Annotated in this window: 18 protein-coding genes and 1 tRNA gene; 14 read left to right on the top strand and 5 right to left on the bottom strand. The window is 63.2% G+C overall.

From position 1 onward, the window contains the following. Window positions 1-375: 375 nt before the first annotated feature. A complete protein-coding gene (locus tag ACVTFQ_RS15990) occupies window positions 376-2,013 on the bottom strand; it encodes an AMP-binding protein (RefSeq protein ID WP_111564830.1) in 1,638 nt (545 codons plus the stop codon). Window positions 2,014-2,238: 225 nt separating this feature from the next. Between ACVTFQ_RS15990 and ACVTFQ_RS15995 the strand changes: the two genes are divergently transcribed. Next, window positions 2,239-3,219 (top strand): aldo/keto reductase, encoded by a 981-nt coding sequence (locus ACVTFQ_RS15995; RefSeq protein WP_111564829.1) that lies wholly within the window; start codon window positions 2,239-2,241, stop codon window positions 3,217-3,219. A gap of 78 nt (window positions 3,220-3,297) precedes the next feature. Next, window positions 3,298-4,092: a class I SAM-dependent methyltransferase gene (locus ACVTFQ_RS16000; RefSeq protein ID WP_111564828.1), complete on the top strand. Its 795-nt coding sequence runs from the start codon at window positions 3,298-3,300 to the stop codon at window positions 4,090-4,092. On the opposite strand, the gene ACVTFQ_RS16005 is transcribed toward ACVTFQ_RS16000, so the two are convergent. Next, the gene (locus ACVTFQ_RS16005; protein ID WP_111564827.1) at window positions 4,089-4,664 is read right to left on the bottom strand and encodes a TetR/AcrR family transcriptional regulator; all 576 of its coding nucleotides are present in this window, start codon (window positions 4,662-4,664) and stop codon (window positions 4,089-4,091) included. The two genes, ACVTFQ_RS16000 and ACVTFQ_RS16005, sit on opposite strands and share 4 nt — an antisense overlap. 127 nt (window positions 4,665-4,791) lie before the next feature. Between ACVTFQ_RS16005 and ACVTFQ_RS16010 the strand changes: the two genes are divergently transcribed. From ACVTFQ_RS16010 to ACVTFQ_RS16030, 5 genes are all read left to right on the top strand, one after another. After that, the gene (locus tag ACVTFQ_RS16010; RefSeq protein ID WP_112437031.1) at window positions 4,792-6,090 is read left to right on the top strand and encodes an MFS transporter; all 1,299 of its coding nucleotides are present in this window, start codon (window positions 4,792-4,794) and stop codon (window positions 6,088-6,090) included. A 121-nt stretch (window positions 6,091-6,211) separates the two neighbouring features. Further along, window positions 6,212-6,296 (top strand) — tRNA-Leu (locus tag ACVTFQ_RS16015). 250 nt (window positions 6,297-6,546) lie between these two features. Next, on the top strand, window positions 6,547-8,289 hold the full coding sequence (locus ACVTFQ_RS16020; protein WP_111565121.1) for a cation:proton antiporter domain-containing protein: 1,743 nt from the start codon (window positions 6,547-6,549) through the stop codon (window positions 8,287-8,289). 138 nt (window positions 8,290-8,427) lie between these two features. Beyond that, a complete protein-coding gene (locus tag ACVTFQ_RS16025) occupies window positions 8,428-9,024 on the top strand; it encodes a YqaA family protein (RefSeq protein WP_018901513.1) in 597 nt (198 codons plus the stop codon). A 50-nt stretch (window positions 9,025-9,074) separates the two neighbouring features. Beyond that, on the top strand, window positions 9,075-9,581 hold the full coding sequence (locus ACVTFQ_RS16030; protein ID WP_111565122.1) for a disulfide bond formation protein B: 507 nt from the start codon (window positions 9,075-9,077) through the stop codon (window positions 9,579-9,581). An 81-nt stretch (window positions 9,582-9,662) separates the two neighbouring features. On the opposite strand, the gene ACVTFQ_RS16035 is transcribed toward ACVTFQ_RS16030, so the two are convergent. Continuing rightward, on the bottom strand, window positions 9,663-10,220 hold the full coding sequence (locus tag ACVTFQ_RS16035) for an HNH endonuclease (protein WP_018901511.1): 558 nt from the start codon (window positions 10,218-10,220) through the stop codon (window positions 9,663-9,665). A gap of 111 nt (window positions 10,221-10,331) precedes the next feature. Further along, entirely contained in the window at window positions 10,332-10,976 is a 645-nt protein-coding gene (locus ACVTFQ_RS16040) for a DNA-3-methyladenine glycosylase family protein (protein WP_111565123.1), read from the bottom strand. A 142-nt stretch (window positions 10,977-11,118) separates the two neighbouring features. Between ACVTFQ_RS16040 and gluQRS the strand changes: the two genes are divergently transcribed. Then, window positions 11,119-12,000 (top strand): tRNA glutamyl-Q(34) synthetase GluQRS, encoded by an 882-nt coding sequence (gene gluQRS, locus ACVTFQ_RS16045; protein WP_112437032.1) that lies wholly within the window; start codon window positions 11,119-11,121, stop codon window positions 11,998-12,000. Here gluQRS and ACVTFQ_RS16050 read toward each other — a convergent pair. Beyond that, window positions 11,947-12,879 carry a YihY/virulence factor BrkB family protein gene (locus ACVTFQ_RS16050; RefSeq protein ID WP_111565124.1) on the bottom strand — a complete coding sequence of 311 codons (933 nt, stop codon included), beginning with the start codon at window positions 12,877-12,879 and terminating at the stop codon, window positions 11,947-11,949. The two genes, gluQRS and ACVTFQ_RS16050, sit on opposite strands and share 54 nt — an antisense overlap. A 77-nt stretch (window positions 12,880-12,956) precedes the next feature. Here ACVTFQ_RS16050 and ACVTFQ_RS16055 point away from each other — a divergent pair, with 77 nt between their 5' ends. From ACVTFQ_RS16055 to ACVTFQ_RS16080, 6 genes are all read left to right on the top strand, one after another. After that, the gene (locus ACVTFQ_RS16055) at window positions 12,957-13,790 is read left to right on the top strand and encodes an SDR family oxidoreductase (protein ID WP_111565125.1); all 834 of its coding nucleotides are present in this window, start codon (window positions 12,957-12,959) and stop codon (window positions 13,788-13,790) included. A gap of 15 nt (window positions 13,791-13,805) precedes the next feature. Beyond that, window positions 13,806-14,009 carry a twin transmembrane helix small protein gene (locus tag ACVTFQ_RS16060; protein ID WP_018901506.1) on the top strand — a complete coding sequence of 68 codons (204 nt, stop codon included), beginning with the start codon at window positions 13,806-13,808 and terminating at the stop codon, window positions 14,007-14,009. Between the two features lie 26 nt (window positions 14,010-14,035). Further along, window positions 14,036-14,614 carry a cob(I)yrinic acid a,c-diamide adenosyltransferase gene (locus tag ACVTFQ_RS16065; protein WP_111565126.1) on the top strand — a complete coding sequence of 193 codons (579 nt, stop codon included), beginning with the start codon at window positions 14,036-14,038 and terminating at the stop codon, window positions 14,612-14,614. Window positions 14,615-14,651: 37 nt separating this feature from the next. After that, window positions 14,652-15,437 carry a rhomboid family intramembrane serine protease gene (locus ACVTFQ_RS16070; protein WP_111565127.1) on the top strand — a complete coding sequence of 262 codons (786 nt, stop codon included), beginning with the start codon at window positions 14,652-14,654 and terminating at the stop codon, window positions 15,435-15,437. A 173-nt stretch (window positions 15,438-15,610) separates the two neighbouring features. Next, a complete protein-coding gene (locus ACVTFQ_RS16075) occupies window positions 15,611-16,369 on the top strand; it encodes an electron transfer flavoprotein subunit beta/FixA family protein (RefSeq protein ID WP_112437030.1) in 759 nt (252 codons plus the stop codon). Between the two features lie 23 nt (window positions 16,370-16,392). Then, entirely contained in the window at window positions 16,393-17,322 is a 930-nt protein-coding gene (locus ACVTFQ_RS16080) for an electron transfer flavoprotein subunit alpha/FixB family protein (RefSeq protein ID WP_112437029.1), read from the top strand. Window positions 17,323-17,408 lie beyond the last annotated feature (86 nt).

Consider the following 17,408-nt stretch of genomic DNA (forward strand, 5'->3'; position numbering starts at 1 on the left):
GACCTCTCCGCGACGGCATGACAGACTGGGAATGGGCAGGCGACGGTCGATGTAAGATAGGAATGTCAGGCAATATCGCCTGCCCGATCATATCGAGGTTTCCGGATATCCAGGCCGACAGGAGCGTCTCTCGGCCTTTCGCTTCCGAATGGATGAGAGGTCCTGACGACCTCAACATCCACCTCTCAACAACCATCACCGGACGCCGGGCTTGCGCCCTGATGTGTCAGATCCGGTTCGCGACCCGGCTCCCTGTCCAATGACGCCATCAGTATCGGCTGGATGGTTTCAGCGGGGATGGATGGGGAAAACCGAATAAGCAAGCGGCTGATATCAAGGCGATTTCTTTCACCGCGCAAGATTATTATCCCCGTACTACCCCTCCCCCACCGCCCGCTCCCGCAGCATGCGCCGGATCACCTTGCCCGATGTCGTCAGCGGCAGCGCGTCGACGAACGCCACCTCGCGCGGATATTCGTGCATCGACAGCCGCATCTTCACCCAGTCGCGGATTTCCGCCGCCAGCGCGTCGCTTTCAGCAAACCCGGGCGCCAGAACCACATAGGCCTTGACGATCTCGGTACGCAGCGCGTCGGGCTTGCCGACCGCCGCCGCCATCTGCACGGCCGGATGGCCGGTCAGGCAGTCCTCGATTTCGGCCGGGCCGATGCGGTAGCCGGATGAGGTGATGACGTCGTCGTCGCGGCCGAGGAAGGTGATGTAGCCGTCTTCGTCCTGCCGGCCGAGATCGCCAGTGAGCAACCAGTCGCCGGCGAATTTGCGCGCCGTCGCCTCCTCGTCGTTCCAATAGCCGAGAAACATCACCGGATCGGGCCGCGCGATGGCGATCTGGCCGACCGAGCCCGGCGGCACCACCGCGCCGGCCTCGTCGACGATCGCCACCCGATGCCCCGGCACCGCCTTGCCGATCGCCCCGGGCTTGCTCACACCGAGGGCGGCGTTCGAGGACAGCACGAAATTGCACTCCGTCTGCCCGTAGAATTCGTTGACCTCGATCCCGAGCGTGCGGCTTGCCCAATCATGCGTCTCCGCCCCCAGCGCCTCGCCGGCAGCGCCAATGGTGCGCAGCTTGAGATCGTATCGCTGACGCGGATCGGGCACGGATTTCATCAGCCGCAAGGCCGTCGGCGGAATGAAGCCGTTGCGCACCTTCATCTCGGCCATGATCCTGTAGGCCATGTCGGCATCGAATTTCTGCGCCGGCGACGAGACGACGGGCACGCCGAGCATCAGGCTCGGCAGCAACGCGTTGAGCAGCCCGCCCGCCCATGCCCAGTCAGACGGCGTCCACATCCGGTCGCCCGGTTGCGGAAAATTATCGTGCGCGAACTGGATGCCCGGAATATGCCCGGCGAGCACTCGATGCCCATGCAGCGCCCCCTTCGGCGCGCCCGTTGTGCCCGAGGTGAAGATCATCAGCGCCGGCTCGTCCGGCCCAGTCGGCGGCACGTCGAAACTGGGCGCATGGCGTTCGACAAGGCCGGCGAAGGAGACGACGCCATCGCTGTCGTCAGAAGCATCGACACTGATCACCGTCTTGAGCTCCGGCAGCCGGTCACGGATTTCACGGATACGCTCGAGGCCGAAGCCGTTGGTCACGACAGCGGCCGCACCCGACGTCTTCAACCTGTATTCCAGCGCCTCGACGCCGAAAAGCAGCGCCAGCGGCACCGCGATCACGCCCATCTTGTAGATCGCCATATGGGCGATCACGGTCTCGAAGGATTGCGGCAGAAGCAGCGCCACCCGGTCGCCTTTTGTCAGACCGAGCGCGACGAGCCCGTTGGCAAGCGAGGCCGAGCGGGCCGCAAGCGCGCCATAGTTCAGCGACAGGTGATTGCCATCCGGGCTGAAATGCTGGAGACAGATCCGCTCCGGCTCGCGCGCCGCCCAATCGTCCGAACACACGCGGCCAATGTTGAAATCCTCAGGGATCGTCCAGGCGAAATCGCGGTAGAGATCGTCATAGCGAGCGCGCGGCGGCAGCTTCATGGGCGCAGGATCATCGATGGGGTCCCAGTCTCGGTCTCGGGGCAAAAGTCCGTTTATGCTGCAGCAGCTAACACCCTGGGCGCGGCTCACGCAAGCGTGAAGCCCGGATCGCCCTTCCCACCCCAGGGAACGCGTGGTTGTTTGCTGCAGCCGCTGCCAATCTGGCGGGTACCGCCCTAGATAGGGGTAGCGCCAGGGTTTCTTTTCACATCACGGAGCGATTTCATGGAATACGTCAAATTCGGCGGCACCGGCCTCGAAGTCTCGAAGATCTGCCTGGGCTGCATGACCTTCGGCGAGCCCGGCCGCGGCAATCATAGCTGGACGCAGGCCGAAGAGCCGAGCCGGGCGCTGATCAGACAGGCGCTCGAAGCCGGCATCAATTTCCTCGACACCGCCAACACCTATTCCGACGGCTCGTCCGAGGAAATCGTCGGCCGCGCCATAAGGGATTTTTCGCGGCGCGACGAGATCGTGCTCGCCACCAAGGTGTTCAACCGCATGCGCCCGGGCGCCAACGGCGCCGGCCTGTCGCGCAAGGCGATCTTCGACGAGATCGACAACAGCCTGCGTCGACTCGGCACCGATTATGTCGACCTCTACCAGATCCACCGCTTCGACCCGACGACGCCGATCGAGGAGACGCTGGAAGCGCTGCATGATGTCGTGAAGGCGGGCAAGGCGCGCTATATCGGCGCTTCATCCATGCATGCCTGGCAGTTCGCCAAGATGATCTACACCTCAAGGGCCAACGGCTGGACGCCCTTCGTCAGCATGCAGGACCATCTGAACCTGCTATACCGCGAGGAAGAGCGCGAGATGCTGCCCTTCTGCCAGGACCAGAAGATCGCCGTCATCCCCTGGAGCCCGCTGGCGCGCGGCCGCCTGACCCGCGACTACGACGAAAAGACCGCCCGCAGCGAGACCGACGAGTTCGGCAAGACGCTCTACCAGCAGGCCGAGGATGCGGACCGCGCGATCATCGGCGTGGTCGGCGATCTCGCCAAGAAGCACGGCGTCTCCCGCGCCCAGATCGCCACCGCCTGGATCCTGCAAAAGAGCGCCGTCACCGCCCCAATCATCGGCGCCTCGAAATCCGGTCATATCGACGACGCTGTCGGCGCGCTCTCGGTCAAGCTCTCGGCCGAGGATGTCGCGGCGCTGGAAGAGCCCTACGTGCCGCACCGCGTCGAGGGCTTCAAGTAAGGTCGCCGGGACACCGGCCTGCCTCACTCAGGCAGGCCGACCACCCTTCCCAAGATATCGCCCCTTGAGGATATCCCCATGACCGTCATCCCCTTCGAGGCCCGCCGCTTCCGCTCGACGGCCGCCTATTACACCCGCTACCGCGTCCCCTATCCAGACGAGCTGATCGCCCGCGTCGCCGAGCACGCCGGCCTGCAAGCTGGCCAGCGCCTGCTCGACCTCGGCTGCGGCCCCGGCCAACTCGGCATCGCCTTCGCCCGCATGACAGGCGCAAAGGTCACCGGCATCGATCCCGAACCGGAGATGCTGGAGACCGCACGCGCCGATGCCGACAAGGCCGGTGTCGCCGTCGATTTCATCCAGGGTTCGTCCTACGATCTCAGCCCATCGCTTGCGCCGCTGAAGATGACGGTCATGGGCCGCTCCTTCCACTGGATGGACCGCCCGGCGACGCTCAAGGCACTCGACGCGATCACCGTCGACGACGGTTGCGTCGTGCTCTTCGGCGACCGCCACATAGCCTCCACGCCCGATTGGCGTACAGCCGTTAACGCGCTGTCGGAAACCTTCGCGCCGGAGCGCAACGCCGACCGCGAGCGCCGCAAGGGCCCGGATTGGGTCGCCCACGAAACGATGCTGCTGCAATCGCCCTTCAACCATCTCGAGCGGATCGGCATCGTAAGCGAGCGCCAGCTGACCGCGGACAACATCATCGGCCGCGCCTTTTCGACCTCGGTGACGTCACCGGAAACGCTGGGAGACAAAGCGGAAGCGTTCGAAACGGAGCTGCGCGCAGCACTAGCAAGGTTATCGCCGGATGGCCGCTTCGCCGAGACGGTCGAGATCAGCGGCCTGATCGCCCGTCGCAGCTAGCTCTTAGCCGGCGAAAGAGCGTCACGCGTCGTGAACAGGAAATTGTCGGATAGCTCCCGGCTCTCCACCGCGCGCGCCAGGATGACCGCGCCCATCATCGCCGACAGCGTCGTGAACCCCTTGGCGCGGCGCTCTTGCGCGCTGTCGCCGGGCACGATCTCGGAGAGGATATCGACCAGCGCCGACAGCCCGTCATTGAAGGTCGAGCGCACGGCACCCTGGCTGCGACTAACCTCCTGCACCAGCGAGGCGAAGACGCAGCTGCCGCCGGGATCGTCGACGCTGCAGCGCGAGAGATAATGATTGAGGAGCGCATCGAGCGGCGCGTTCGGGGCACTTGTTATAATCTCGTTCCAGCGGATCTTCACCCGCTCGATTAGCGCCCGGCTCACTTCGAGCGCCAGATCTTCCTTCGACTGGAAATGCCCGTAGAAGCCGCCATGGGTCAGCCCCGCGGCCTTCATGATCTCGGCCACGCCGGTGGATTCGAACCCCTTCTCGCGAAACAGCACGCCCGCGACACCGAGGATTTTCTCCCGGTTTTCCGCGAATTTCTCCCGGCTGACGCGCATACCAAGGCTCCTAAAAAACACCGCTTGACAATTTATATGACGCGCATCATCAATAATCAACAATGATGATGATCGTCATCTAAATATTTGTATTAGCCTTCCGGCAACCCCGAACGGAACAGCCCCCATGGTCTCCACTGCACTTGCCTCCACGCTGGCGCGGCGCAACATCCACTACGGATGGGTCGTCGTCGCCGCCACCTTTCTCACCATGCTGGTCACGGCAGGCGCCATGGGCGCGCCGGGTGTGCTGATCAAGCCGCTGCAGGACGAGTTCGGCTGGGAGACCTCGCAGATTTCGTCGGCGCTCGCCGTCCGCCTGCTGCTCTTCGGCCTGATGGGCCCCTTCTCCGCCGCCTTCATGAATTATTTCGGCGTCCGCAAGGTCATCGTCTTCGCCATGATCCTGATCTCCAGCGGCTTCGTCGGCTCGCTGTTCATGACCGAGATCTGGCAGTTGCTGCTGCTCTGGGGCATCGTCGTCGGCCTCGGAACGGGCTTGACCGCCATGGTGCTCGCCGCCACCGTCTCGGCCCGCTGGTTCACCAAGCACCGCGGCCTCGTCGTCGGCATGCTGTCGGCGAGCTCGGCCACCGGCCAGTTGGTCTTCCTGCCCCTGATGGCGCAGCTGACGGAAAGCTACGGCTGGCGCGCCACCGTCTTCTTCGTCTGCGGCATGATCCTTTTCGCAGCCCTGGTCGTGCTCGCCTTCATGCGCGACCGCCCGTCGGATCTCAACCTCCCCTCCTTCGGCGAGGACCGCATCACCCCGCCGCCCGTACAGACCGGCGGCCTGCTCACCATGCTTGCAGCCCCGATCGTCGTTCTCAAGGAGGTCTCGAAGACCTCGACCTTCTGGATCCTGTTCGCCACCTTCTTCATCTGCGGCCTGAGCACCAACGGCCTGATCCAGACACATTTCGTGACACTCTGCGGCGATTTCGGCATCCTGCCGGTGGCCGCCGCCAGTGTGCTCGCCGTCATGGGCATCTTCGATTTCTTCGGCACGATCGGCTCCGGCTGGCTGTCTGATCGTTTCGACAATCGCTGGCTGCTCTTCTGGTATTACGGCCTGCGCGGCCTGTCGCTGCTCTTCCTGCCGTTCAGCGATTTCTCCTTCTACGGCCTGTCGATCTTCGCCGTCTTCTACGGGCTGGACTGGATCGCCACCGTGCCTCCGACGGTGAAGCTGGCCGCCGAGCGCTTCGGCAAGGAGAAGGTCGGCATCGTCTTCGGCTGGGTCTTCACCGGCCACCAGCTGGGCGCCGCCACGGCCGCCTACGGCGCCGGCCTGTCGCGCACCGAGCTGCAGAGCTATCTCCCCGCCTTCTTCATCGCCGGCGCCTTCTGCCTGCTCGCCTCCATCCTGGCGATCACGATCAAGAAATCCGGCCTAGCAACCCCGGCCGTCTCCGCCGCTCACTGAAGAGATCCTTCCGGCCGAAGCCATTCGGCCGGAAGCCCCACGAAATCAGCCCGATACCCGCATCCCCGTCTTGCGCCATCAGTCAAACGCATGCTAGACACCCGCCTCGTCGGTATCCGTTGCCCCATTGGCGGAATTGGTAGACGCGCTCGACTCAAAATCGAGTTTCGAAAGAAGTGCTGGTTCGACTCCGGCATGGGGCACCACTGGATTGCTGCAGACCCGACCGGCCTTTGCATTTCGCTATCATCTAAAGTTGAGAACGATCATCGCCCTGTTATTCGGGCGCTCCCGAAAGCCACGCCGCCGACTTACGGCTCGATTGTAGAGAAGCAGGCGCAAAAACGGTGCTTTCCAGCTTTCCGCCCGCCCATACATAGCTCAATTTAAATCAGCAGTTTAATTTCCCCCGCACATCGGTCAAAGTGCCGGCTCCCAAAAGGAGAACACATAAGCGTGCATCACGACGTCCCCCTCATCGCCACCATTGCCGTCAGTTTCGGGTTCGCGGCGATCCTTGGCTATCTTGCCGATCGCCTGCAGCTGCCGCCGCTGGTGGGCTATCTGCTGGCCGGGATTTTGATGGGGCCGATCACGCCGGGTTTCGTGGCCGATACCGGGCTTGCGAGCCAGCTGGCCGAGATCGGGGTGATCTTGCTGATGTTTGGCGTCGGGTTGCATTTCTCGGCGCGTGACCTGCTTGCCGTGCGCGGCGTCGCCATTCCGGGCGCGATCGTGCAGATCCTGGTCGCGACGCTGCTCGGCGTCGGGCTGGCGGAATGGTGGGGTTGGAGCCTCGGCGCCGGCATCGTCTTCGGGCTGAGCCTCTCGGTCGCCAGCACCGTGGTGCTCCTGAAGGCGCTGGAAGAGCGAAATCTGGTCAATGCCGCCAGCGGCCGCGTCGCCGTCGGCTGGCTGATCGTCGAGGATCTGGCCATGGTGCTGGCGCTGGTGCTGCTGCCTGCTTTGGCCGAGCTGCTCGGCGGCCACGCGCCAACAGGCGCGCATGGCGCCGCCATGCCGCTGCCGCTCACCATCGCGCTGACGCTTCTGCAGGTTGGCGCTTTTGCCGCGATGGCGATCTTCCTCGGCCCCAAGGTCGTGCCGTGGCTGCTGATCCGCGTCGCCCGCACCGGCTCGCGCGAGCTCTTCACGCTGACGGTCCTGGCGCTGGCGCTCGGCATCGCCTTCGGCTCGGCGCAGATCTTCGGTGTGTCCTTCGCGCTCGGCGCCTTCTTCGCCGGCGTGGTCATGAGCGAATCCAGCCTCAGCCATCGCGCGGCCGCCGATTCCCTGCCGCTGCAGAATGCGTTCTCGGTGCTCTTCTTCGTGTCGGTCGGCATGCTGTTCGATCCATCGATCCTCCTGCGCCAGCCGCTCGGCGTTCTCTCCGCGCTCTTGCTCATCATCGTCGGCAAGGGGATCATCTCTTTCGTCGTCGTGACGCTGCTGCGCTATCCGATCGGCATGGGCCTGACGGTGGCGGGCGGGCTGGCTCAGATCGGCGAATTCTCGTTTATCCTCGCCGGCCTTGGCGTCACGCTCGGCCTGCTGCCGACCGACGGTCAGGACATCATTCTCGCCAGCGCCATCATCTCGATCACGCTCAACCCCATCGTCTGCGCCGGCGCAGAAGCGCTGCATGGCTATATCCAGCGCCGCTGGCCGCAAAGTGCGCGCCACGGCCACGCCAATTTCGACCTGCTGAACGACGAGCTCGACAAGATCCGCGCCATCACCGAAGCGCGCGAACACCAGCATCAGCTGGAAATGCGCGAGCTCAGCGAAACCTTCCCGCTCTTCGCCAATGTCGACGAGAACTCGCAGGAAGAGCTGCTTCTGCTGTTCCGCCCGAAATCGGCACTCCCAGGCGAGCGCGTCATGCGCAAGGGCGATCGCGGCGGCGGCATGTATTTCCTGTCGGCGGGCGCCGTCGAAGTGCAGCTGCCGGATGATGCGATAAGGCTGGAGCCCGGCGCCTTCTTCGGCGAGATGGCGCTTTTGAGCGGCGGGCGCCGCAATGCCGATGTGGTCGCCGTCGATTTCTGCCATTTCTTCGTGCTGGAACGACGCGATTTCAACATGTTCACGGCCAAGCATCCGGCGCTCCGACAGATGGTGAGCGAGATGGCGCGCGAACGCACCGAGATGAACGTCATGCGCCAGAAGCGCGTGCCCTCATCAGGTGTCGCCTCCTGATCCCGCGCGATCACGGCACAATTCCCTCACACGATCACGAAGAGTTTTTTATCGCACTGCCGCATGACTGACACAGCAGCCATTTACAGGCCGATATCAGGCCCATAAAGCTCATGCACGCAACCTGAAAGGACCGGAATGCTTCGCAGATTGTACGACTGGACCATGTCGCTGGCATCTCGCAAATCGGCCGAAGTCTGGCTTGCCGTTATCGCCTTCGTCGAAAGCTCCGTCTTTCTCGTTCCGGCCGATGTCCTTTATCTGCCGATGGCGCTTGCCAAGCCCGAGCGCGCCTATCGCTACGCGCTGGTGGCGACCGTCGCCTCCGTTCTCGGCGGCATCGCCGGCTGGGCGCTTGGCTATTATGCCTATGACACGATTGCCCGCCCTGTCCTTGAATTCTACGGCAAGCTCGATGCCTTCGAGCAGATGCGAACCTACATCCACGACGAATGGGAAATTCTGCTGCTGTTGCTGGTGACGTCAGGTCTCGCGCACCTGCCGCCGATCAAGATCGTCACCATTCTCGCCGGCGTCATTCACATGAACCTCGGCTTCTTCATCATCTCGGCCATCATCGCCCGTGGCGCACGCTTCCTGTTTCTCGCCTGGCTGCTGCGCCGCTATGGCGAACCGATCCGCCACTTCATCGAAAAGCGCCTCGGCCAGATCACCGCGATCGTTGCCGGCGTGCTGATCGTGGCAGGTGTCGGCTACAAGCTGCTTGCCCACTGATTATCCGCTAACACCATAGTCCCCATGCGCCATTTGCCCGGAGCCCCCGCATGACCTTCTCTGTCCGCCGTCCCACCTTCATCTATTCCATCGTGCTGGCGATCGGCATGGCCGTGGTCATCGGCTCCGCGCTCGGCTTCCAGTATATCGGCGGCTATATTCCCTGCGAGCTCTGCCTGATGCAGCGCCAGCCCTATTACTACGGCATCCCGTTGGTCATCATCGGCGCCATCACATCGGCGCTCGGCCTTCCCAACTGGATCGGCCGCACCTTCCTGCTCGCCGGTGGCCTGCTGATGGTCGTCGGCGCCGGCATGGGCGTCTATCACGCCGGTGTCGAATGGCACTTCTGGGCTGGCCCCACCGCCTGCTCGACCAGCGCCAGCAGCATGACGCAGAACGCCGGCGATCTCCTGACCGAACTCAACACCATCAAGGGCCCCTCCTGCACGGAAGCAGCCCTTCGCGTCGCTGGCCTCTCCATGGCTGGTTGGAACGTGATCGCAAGCCTGATCCTCGCCGCCTTCGCCTTTATCGGCGTGCGCAAGTCTGCCTGATCAAAGAAGTCGGCCCGACCAAGTCGGGCTGATCCATCGAAGCGTGAAGCAGTCCTGCCCGGAAACGGGCCGGACTGGAGATCAGGGCTGCAGTTCGCTATCCCAGTAGAGATAGTCGAGCCAGCTGTCGTGCAGATAGTTCGGCGGGAAAAGCCGGCCATTGTTGTGCAGGTCCTGCACGGTCGGCTGGTAGGGCTTCTGGTGCGGGAACATGCCTGCCTGCTTCGGGAGCTTGCTGCCCTTCCTGAGATTGCAGGGAGAGCAGGCCGCCACGACATTCTGCCACGTCGTCTCGCCGCCATGGGCGCGCGGAATGACGTGATCGAAGGTCAGGTCGTTATGATCGCCGCAATACTGGCACTCGAACTTGTCGCGAAGGAACACGTTGAAGCGCGTGAAAGCCGGATTGCGCGAAGGCTGCACATAGGTTTTCAGGCACACGACGCTCGGAAGCCGCATCGAATAGCTCGGCGAGGAGACCGAATGTTCGTATTCCGCGATGATATTCACACGGTCAAGGAAGACCGCCTTGATCGCGTCCTGCCAGGACCAGAGCGACAAGGGATAATAACTCAGCGGCCGATAGTCAGCGTTCAGAACGAGCGCTGGCAGGGCCTGAGGTGAAACAGCAATCGTCAAGGCACTCTCCTGATCGATTCGGCATCTGCACTCTTATATTAGGCCGGTTGTGACGGCATTGTGAAGTCCAATAAATTCAAGCCACACAATGGCATTTGTATGTGTTGCCGTTCAGCCGACCGGAACCAGACCGCGGCCCAGTTTCGCTGCATAATACGCCCAGAAAAGCCGCGCCGCCACCGATCTCCACGGTGCCCAGTCCATGGCAAGTTTTGCCAGCTGTCGCGCCCCCGGCCGCGCATCCAAACCGAAGGCCGCCGCCACCGCGTTCTGCAGCGCCACGTCGCCGGATGGAAAGACGTCGGCATGGCCGCCGCAAAACATCAGATAAACCTCCGCCGTCCATGGCCCGACGCCCTTCAGCGCCGTCAGCGCCGCCAACGCCTGCTGCGGCGGCAGGCCGGACAGAGCCTGCAGGTCGAGCCCGCCGGAGGCGACAGCCTCGGCGATCCGTGTCAGCGTCTCCGCCTTGGCCCGCGACAGGCCGACCTCGCGCCATGCCTCGGGGTGTAGGCCTGCATAGGCCTCGGCCGTCAACACGACATCGCCAGGCCGCATCCGCCGCCAGATCGCCTCGGCACTCGCCCGCGACACCATCTGCGACACGATGATATGCGCCAGCCCCTCGAAGCCGGGTTCCCTGAGCCGCAAGGGAAGTGGACCGGCATCGGCGGCGATCGAAACGAGACGCGGGTCGATGATGATGAGTTCGGCCAGTCCCTGGGCCACGTCCCCGTCGTTGCGAATGATATGCACGCTTCCTCGCGATCTTAGAGCATGTCTCCCGAAAGTGGCCGCCGGTTTCGGGATCAAGACATGCGGAAAAACAAAGACCTAGAGCGCAATGAGCGAATCTGAAAGATCGCGACGCGCTCTAGAATCCGTGGCAGAAGAAAGCATGATCGCGATTCCCCGTCAAAAGCCGGTCTTCCGTTTTGCTCCGAGCCCCAACGGCGCGCTGCATCTCGGCCATGCGCTCTCGGCCTTCCTGAACCGCGACATGGCCGACGCCGCCGATGGGCGCTTCCTGTTGCGCATCGAAGACATAGATCTCACCCGCTGCACACCCGAATTCGAAGCGAGCATCTATACCGATCTCAGATGGCTCGGTATCGACTGGGAAGAACCGGTGCGCCGGCAGTCGGAGCATTTCGAGGCCTATCAAGCGGCCCTGGCCGACCTGATCGACCGCGGCCTCGCCTACCCCGCCTTCCTCACCCGCGGCGAGGTCAAGACCAGGGTCGCGGCATCCGAGGCACAAGGCAGCGCGTGGCCGCGCGATCCCGATGGCTCGCCGCTCTACCCCGCTGACGACCGCGACCGCCCCTTAGCCGAGCGGCAGGTAATGCTGTCCTCCGGCCTGAAACACGCCTGGCGGCTGGACATGGCAAAGGCGCTAGACCTGATCGACGAACCGCTCTCCTGGCAGGAGACTGGAGACGGCGACCGGGGCGTGATCGCCGCCGACCCTGCATCCTGGGGCGATGTCGTGCTGTCGCGCTCGGATGCGCCGTCGAGCTATCATCTTTCCGTGGTGGTCGACGACGCGCTACAGGGCGTCACCCATGTCGTGCGCGGCCTCGATCTCTTCCACGCGACTTCGGTGCACCGGGTGCTGCAGACGCTGCTTGATCTTCCGGCACCCACCTATCATCACCATCGCCTTGTCACCGACGCGGCCGGCCGCAAGCTCTCGAAAAGCAGCGGCGATACCGGCCTCTCGGACCTACGAGCCCGAGGCGTCCCGGCGGACAATATTCGTCACCTCGTCGGGCTTTGATGGCTTCTGGCCCTGGCCGCTCAGGAAGTTGTGCGAAAAGATCGCCCGCACCCGGAATTTCAGAAGCGCCGCGTTGAGCTCGGCGCCGATGATGAAGATCACCCCGATCATGTAGAGAAAGATCAGCACGATCATCACCGATGCCAGGCCCGCATAGGTGGCGGCGTAGTTGGCGAAGGTCGCGAGATAATAGGCGAAGATCAGCGCGCCGATGAACCACAGGATCAGCGTCAGAAGCACGCCCGGCACGACATCGAACACCCGCCTGCGTCCGGCCGGAAGCCACAGATGCACGACCAGCAGGCCGACCGTCAGCACGAACAGCGTGCCGTAGATACGCCAGTTGAAGACGATGTCGAGCGTGTCGGCAAACAGCGGAAACCATTGCCGGGCATAATCGAGCGCCAGCGGCACCGCCACGAGCAAGATGCTGATCGCCGCGAAGATCGTTACCGCGATCATCACGAAGCCGAGGCTGGCGAGACGGGTGAAATACCACGGCCGCGTTTCCTGCACACGGTAGGCGCGGTTGAGCGAGATGCGAAGCGCCTCGACGCCGTTGGAGGCGAAGTAGGCGGCAGCCAGCACCGAGATCGTCAACAACCCGCCGCGCGGCACGGTCAAGACCTGCAGCACCTGATCGGCGAGCGGCTTGGCGATCGCCTCCGGCCACGTATCGAAGACGAGGTGCACGGCGGTCATCGAGAACTGGTCAGCGCCGAGGAAATTCGCAAGCGCGGTGCCGAAAATCAGGAATGGGAAGACGGCAAGCAGCGTGGAAAGCGCGACATGGCTTGCCATGGCGAAGCCGTCATCTTCAAGGAAATGCCAGATCGCATCGTAAAGCACATCATACAAGATGCGAAAAATTTTCGGCATTCCGGCTCCCGGCATTCCTCATTGTGTCGCCCGATCGAATATGGGAAACGAGTCCTAGTTTGTACAGGAATCATTCCATGTCGGATCAACGCACTATCATCATTACCGGATGTTCGTCCGGGATCGGTGCTTATTGTGCCCGTGCGTTGAAGGCCGACGGCTGGCGCGTCCTCGCGACTGTCAGAAAGTTCGACGATCTGGCGCCGCTTCAGGCCGATGGCATCGAAGCCTTCCGCATGGATTACACCAGCAGCGATTCGATCGCCGACTTCGTCCGGGAGGTCACGGAGCTCAGCGGCGGCCGCATCGACGCGCTCTTCAACAACGGCGCCTATGGCCAGCCGGGCGCTGTCGAGGACCTGACGACGGACGTGCTGCGCGAACAGTTCGAGACCAACTTCTTCGGCTGGCACGAGCTGACGCGGCAGATCATTCCGCTGATGCGCAAGCACGGCCGCGGCCGCATCGTCCAGTGCTCGTCCATTCTGGGCGTCGTGCCCTACCGCTATCGCGGCGCCTATACCGCGTCGAAATTCGCGCTCGAGGGCTTGAGCATCACGCTCCGCATGGAGCTCGAAGGCAGCGGCATTCATGTCAGCCTGATCGAACCCGGCCCGATCGCCTCGCGCTTCGTTGCCAATTCGCTCGCGAAGATCAACGAGCACATCGATGTAAGAGGCTCGGCACATGCCGTGGATTATCGCCGCCAGCTGGCAAGGCTCGATGGCTCCGGCCCGGCCAACCGCCACAAGCTCGGCCCCGAGGCGGTCTATGATGTCCTGAAGCACGCATTGAACGCCCCGCGCCCGCGACCACATTACCCAGTGACGCGGCCGGCCAAGCAGGGCATGTTCTTGAAAAAGCTCTTGCCCGCGGACCTCTTCTACCGGCTGCTGCGCAGGTTCGATTGAGGAGGAGGAAACCCAATGTCAACTGTCGTCTACGTTCTCGCCATCATCGTGATGGGCCTTGTCGCCATCGTTCTGATCCGCGGCCTGTTCAACATGATGAAGGGCGGCGACGCCAATCTGTCCAACAAGCTGATGCAGCTGCGCGTGCTCTTGCAGGCGGTGGCCGTGCTCCTGATCATGCTGACGCTCTGGCTGACCGGCGGCGGTCGCCCCAGCTGATCACCCCACAGAGGAGGAGATAAAGCATGGTCAAGCTCAACAAGATCTACACCAAGACGGGCGACGACGGCACGACCGGGCTAGTCGCCGGCCCGCGCCGGCTGAAGGATGATCTGCGCGTCGAGGCCTTCGGCACCATCGACGAGGCCAATTCGGCGATCGGCATCGCGAGATTGCACATGCAGGGCATGCCCGAGCTCGATGCGATGCTGATGTCGATCCAGAACGATCTCTTCGATCTCGGCGCCGATCTCGCCACGCCCGACACCGGCACGCCGCCGGAATACGAGCCGCTGCGCATCGTCGAAAGCCAGGTGACACGCATCGAAAACGACATCGACAATCTGAACGCCGATCTGCAGCCGCTCAAATCCTTCGTGCTGCCGGGCGGCCACTCCGCCGCAGCCCACCTGCATCTGGCGCGCACCATCACCCGCAGGGCCGAACGGCTGATGGTGACGCTGTCGCGCAGCGAGGGCGAGATCGTCAGCGCCGCAGCACTGAAATACGTGAACCGCCTCTCCGATTTCCTCTTCGTCGCCGCCCGCCACGCCAATGATCGCGGCCATGCGGATGTGCTTTGGGTTCCCGGAAAAAACCGCTAGGCTTGACTGATATCAAGCAACTGGACCGCCGGCCCATATGTTCATACCGCTGCACGATGCCAACACGCTGAAGCATATCAAGCTGCAATGGGTGACGATGGGGCTGATCGCGGTCAACATCGTCGGTTGGCTGTTTACCGGCGTCATAGCGACAGAATCGGTCGCGCAGGCGGCCTTCGTCGGCCTCGGCTATATCCCGGCCGTCGCCTTCCACTACGCCCATCTCGAACCGGCGCTCGCAATCACGCCCGAGCCGCTGACCTATGTCAGCTACGCCTTCGTCCATTCCGGCTTCTGGCACCTCGCCTCCAACATGCTGTTCCTCTGGGTCTTCGGCGACAATGTCGAGGATGCGATGGGCCATCTGCGCTTCCTCGTCTTCTATCTCCTTTGCGCCATATCGGGCGCGCTGGTGCATGGCCTGATCGGCATGACCTCCCAGGCACCGCTGATCGGCGCGTCCGGCGCCATATCGGGCGTCGTTGCGGCCTATCTCATGCTGCATCCGCGCGTGAAAGTCTGGGTGCTGGTCTTCATGCGCGTGCCGCTGCCGCTTCCAGCCTTCGTTCCGCTGATACTCTGGACCGGCCAGCAATTTGTCATGCTGGCGCTGGAGCCTGACGGCAACGTCTCCTGGGGCGCCCATGTCGGCGGCATTATCGCAGGCGCTCTGCTGGTGCTCGTCATGCGCCGGCGCGGGGTGCCGCTCTTCGACAGCGAGGTGGTGACGCCCAAGGCCGTGCGCGACCGGCCGACGCCCAATCCCGCCATGATCACCGTCCCTGGCCAGCCACCCCGCCCGCGCTTGCCCTGGGACAAATGAAGCCGAAAATATTGACGTGAACGTAAAGGTAATATAATCCCCATGGAATTTGCCTGTCTGCGTCATGGAAGCGTTGTCTTTGGAGGAAAAACGCGTATCCATGTCGCCATTCGACAATCGGAGCAGCGCGGAAACGCGCATTTTCTTGGCGAAAGAGTTGAAGGAAGGACCACATGAAGATTCTCGTCCCAGTAAAGCGGGTGGTTGATTACAACGTGAAGATCCGCGTGAAGCCGGATGGCACGGGCGTCGAACTGGCCAACATCAAGATGTCGATGAACCCCTTCGACGAAATCTCGGTGGAAGAGGCGCTTCGCCTGAAGGAAGCCGGCAAGGCCGAGGAAGTGATCGTGGTCTCGATCGGTCCGGCCAAGGCTGAAGAAACGCTGCGCACCGCGCTCGCCATGGGTGCCGACCGCGCCATTCTCGTCGAGACCGACGACCAGGTCGAGCCGCTCGCCGTCGCCAAGATCCTGAAGGGCGTCGCCGACGCCGAACAGCCTGGCCTTATCATCGTCGGCAAGCAGGCGATCGATGACGATTCGAACCAGACTGGCCAGATGCTGGCGGCCCTCTTGGGCACCGCACAGGCCACCTTCGCTTCGAAGATCGAGATCGACTCCGCTGGCCCTGGGGGCAAGGCGACCGTGACCCGCGAAGTCGACGGCGGCCTGCAGACCATCGAGGTCAAGTTGCCTGCAGTCGTCACCACCGACCTGCGCCTCAACGAGCCGCGCTACGCTTCGCTGCCCAACATCATGAAGGCGAAGAAGAAGCCGCTCGACAAGAAGGCACCCGCCGATTTCGGCGTTTCCACCGCGCCAAAGCTCAAGGTGCTGAAGACAGAAGAACCCTCCGGCCGCAAGGCAGGCGTCAAGGTCGCATCGGTTTCTGAGCTCGTCGAAAAGCTCAAGTCCGCTGGCGCCCTCTAAGGTTCGAGAAAGGAGATATCATCATGGCCATTCTTCTTCTGGCTGATCACGACAACGCAACCCTTTCCGACCAGACCGCCAAGACGCTGACAGCGGCCGCAAAAATCGGGGGCGACGTGCATGTGCTGGTCGCCGGCAAGGGCGCCAAGCCCGCAGCCGATGCCGCCGCAAAGCTGTCGGGCGTCTCCAAGGTCCTGCTCGCCGAAAGCGACGAGCTTGCCAACAATCTGGCCGAGCCGCTGGCCGACCTGATCGTTTCGCTGGCCGCAAGCTACGACACCATCATCTCGGCCGCCACCTCGGTCGGCAAGAACGTGCTGCCGCGCGTGGCCGCCCTGCTCGACGTCGCCCAGGTCTCCGAGATCATCGAAGTCGTCTCCGCCGACACCTTCAAGCGCCCGATCTATGCCGGCAACGCCATCCAGACGGTGCAGTCGACCGACGCCAAGAAGGTCATCACCGTCCGTACCGCGTCCTTCGCCGCTGCCCCCGAGGGCGGTTCGGCTTCGGTCGAGGCGATCCCCGCCGTGTCCGATCCGGGTCTCTCGACCTTCGTCAAGGATGCGCTGTCGACCTCCGACCGTCCGGAACTGACATCCGCCAAGATCATCATCTCCGGCGGCCGCGCGCTCGGTTCGTCCGAGAAGTTCCAGGAAGTCATCCTGCCGGTTGCCGACAAGCTCGGTGCTGCAGTGGGTGCGAGCCGTGCGGCGGTCGATGCCGGCTACGCGCCGAACGACTGGCAGGTCGGCCAGACCGGCAAGGTCGTTGCGCCCGATCTCTACATCGCCTGCGGCATCTCCGGCGCCATCCAGCATCTGGCCGGCATGAAGGATTCGAAGGTCATCGTCGCGATCAACAAGGACGAGGAAGCACCGATCTTCCAGGTCGCCGATTTCGGCCTCGTCGCCGATCTCTTCGACGCCCTGCCCGAGCTGCAGAAGGCTCTCTAAGTCGGTGGATGCCCGGTTTCGCATGCGACGCCGGGCTTCCATGATCGCGTGTCATCTTTCGCACATGCGAGCGACTGGAAAATTAT

The sequence above is a fragment of the Rhizobium sp. O111 genome, assembly GCF_055616315.1.

Excerpts from the sequence above, each read along its gene's own strand:
- ACVTFQ_RS15995 (WP_111564829.1), top strand. The coding sequence starts at position 2,239 with ATGGAATACGTCAAATTCGGCGGCACCGGCCTCGAAGTCTCGAAGATC.
- ACVTFQ_RS16080 (WP_112437029.1), top strand. The coding sequence starts at position 16,393 with ATGGCCATTCTTCTTCTGGCTGATCACGACAACGCAACCCTTTCCGAC.
- ACVTFQ_RS16000 (WP_111564828.1), top strand. The coding sequence starts at position 3,298 with ATGACCGTCATCCCCTTCGAGGCCCGCCGCTTCCGCTCGACGGCCGCC.
- ACVTFQ_RS16075 (WP_112437030.1), top strand. The coding sequence starts at position 15,611 with ATGAAGATTCTCGTCCCAGTAAAGCGGGTGGTTGATTACAACGTGAAG.
- ACVTFQ_RS16005 (WP_111564827.1), bottom strand. The coding sequence starts at position 4,664 with ATGCGCGTCAGCCGGGAGAAATTCGCGGAAAACCGGGAGAAAATCCTC.
- ACVTFQ_RS16060 (WP_018901506.1), top strand. The coding sequence starts at position 13,806 with ATGTCAACTGTCGTCTACGTTCTCGCCATCATCGTGATGGGCCTTGTC.
- ACVTFQ_RS16025 (WP_018901513.1), top strand. The coding sequence starts at position 8,428 with ATGCTTCGCAGATTGTACGACTGGACCATGTCGCTGGCATCTCGCAAA.
- ACVTFQ_RS16070 (WP_111565127.1), top strand. The coding sequence starts at position 14,652 with ATGTTCATACCGCTGCACGATGCCAACACGCTGAAGCATATCAAGCTG.
- ACVTFQ_RS15990 (WP_111564830.1), bottom strand. The coding sequence starts at position 2,013 with ATGAAGCTGCCGCCGCGCGCTCGCTATGACGATCTCTACCGCGATTTC.
- ACVTFQ_RS16065 (WP_111565126.1), top strand. The coding sequence starts at position 14,036 with ATGGTCAAGCTCAACAAGATCTACACCAAGACGGGCGACGACGGCACG.
- ACVTFQ_RS16010 (WP_112437031.1), top strand. The coding sequence starts at position 4,792 with ATGGTCTCCACTGCACTTGCCTCCACGCTGGCGCGGCGCAACATCCAC.
- ACVTFQ_RS16050 (WP_111565124.1), bottom strand. The coding sequence starts at position 12,879 with ATGCCGAAAATTTTTCGCATCTTGTATGATGTGCTTTACGATGCGATC.
- gluQRS (WP_112437032.1), top strand. The coding sequence starts at position 11,119 with ATGATCGCGATTCCCCGTCAAAAGCCGGTCTTCCGTTTTGCTCCGAGC.
- ACVTFQ_RS16055 (WP_111565125.1), top strand. The coding sequence starts at position 12,957 with ATGTCGGATCAACGCACTATCATCATTACCGGATGTTCGTCCGGGATC.
- ACVTFQ_RS16030 (WP_111565122.1), top strand. The coding sequence starts at position 9,075 with ATGACCTTCTCTGTCCGCCGTCCCACCTTCATCTATTCCATCGTGCTG.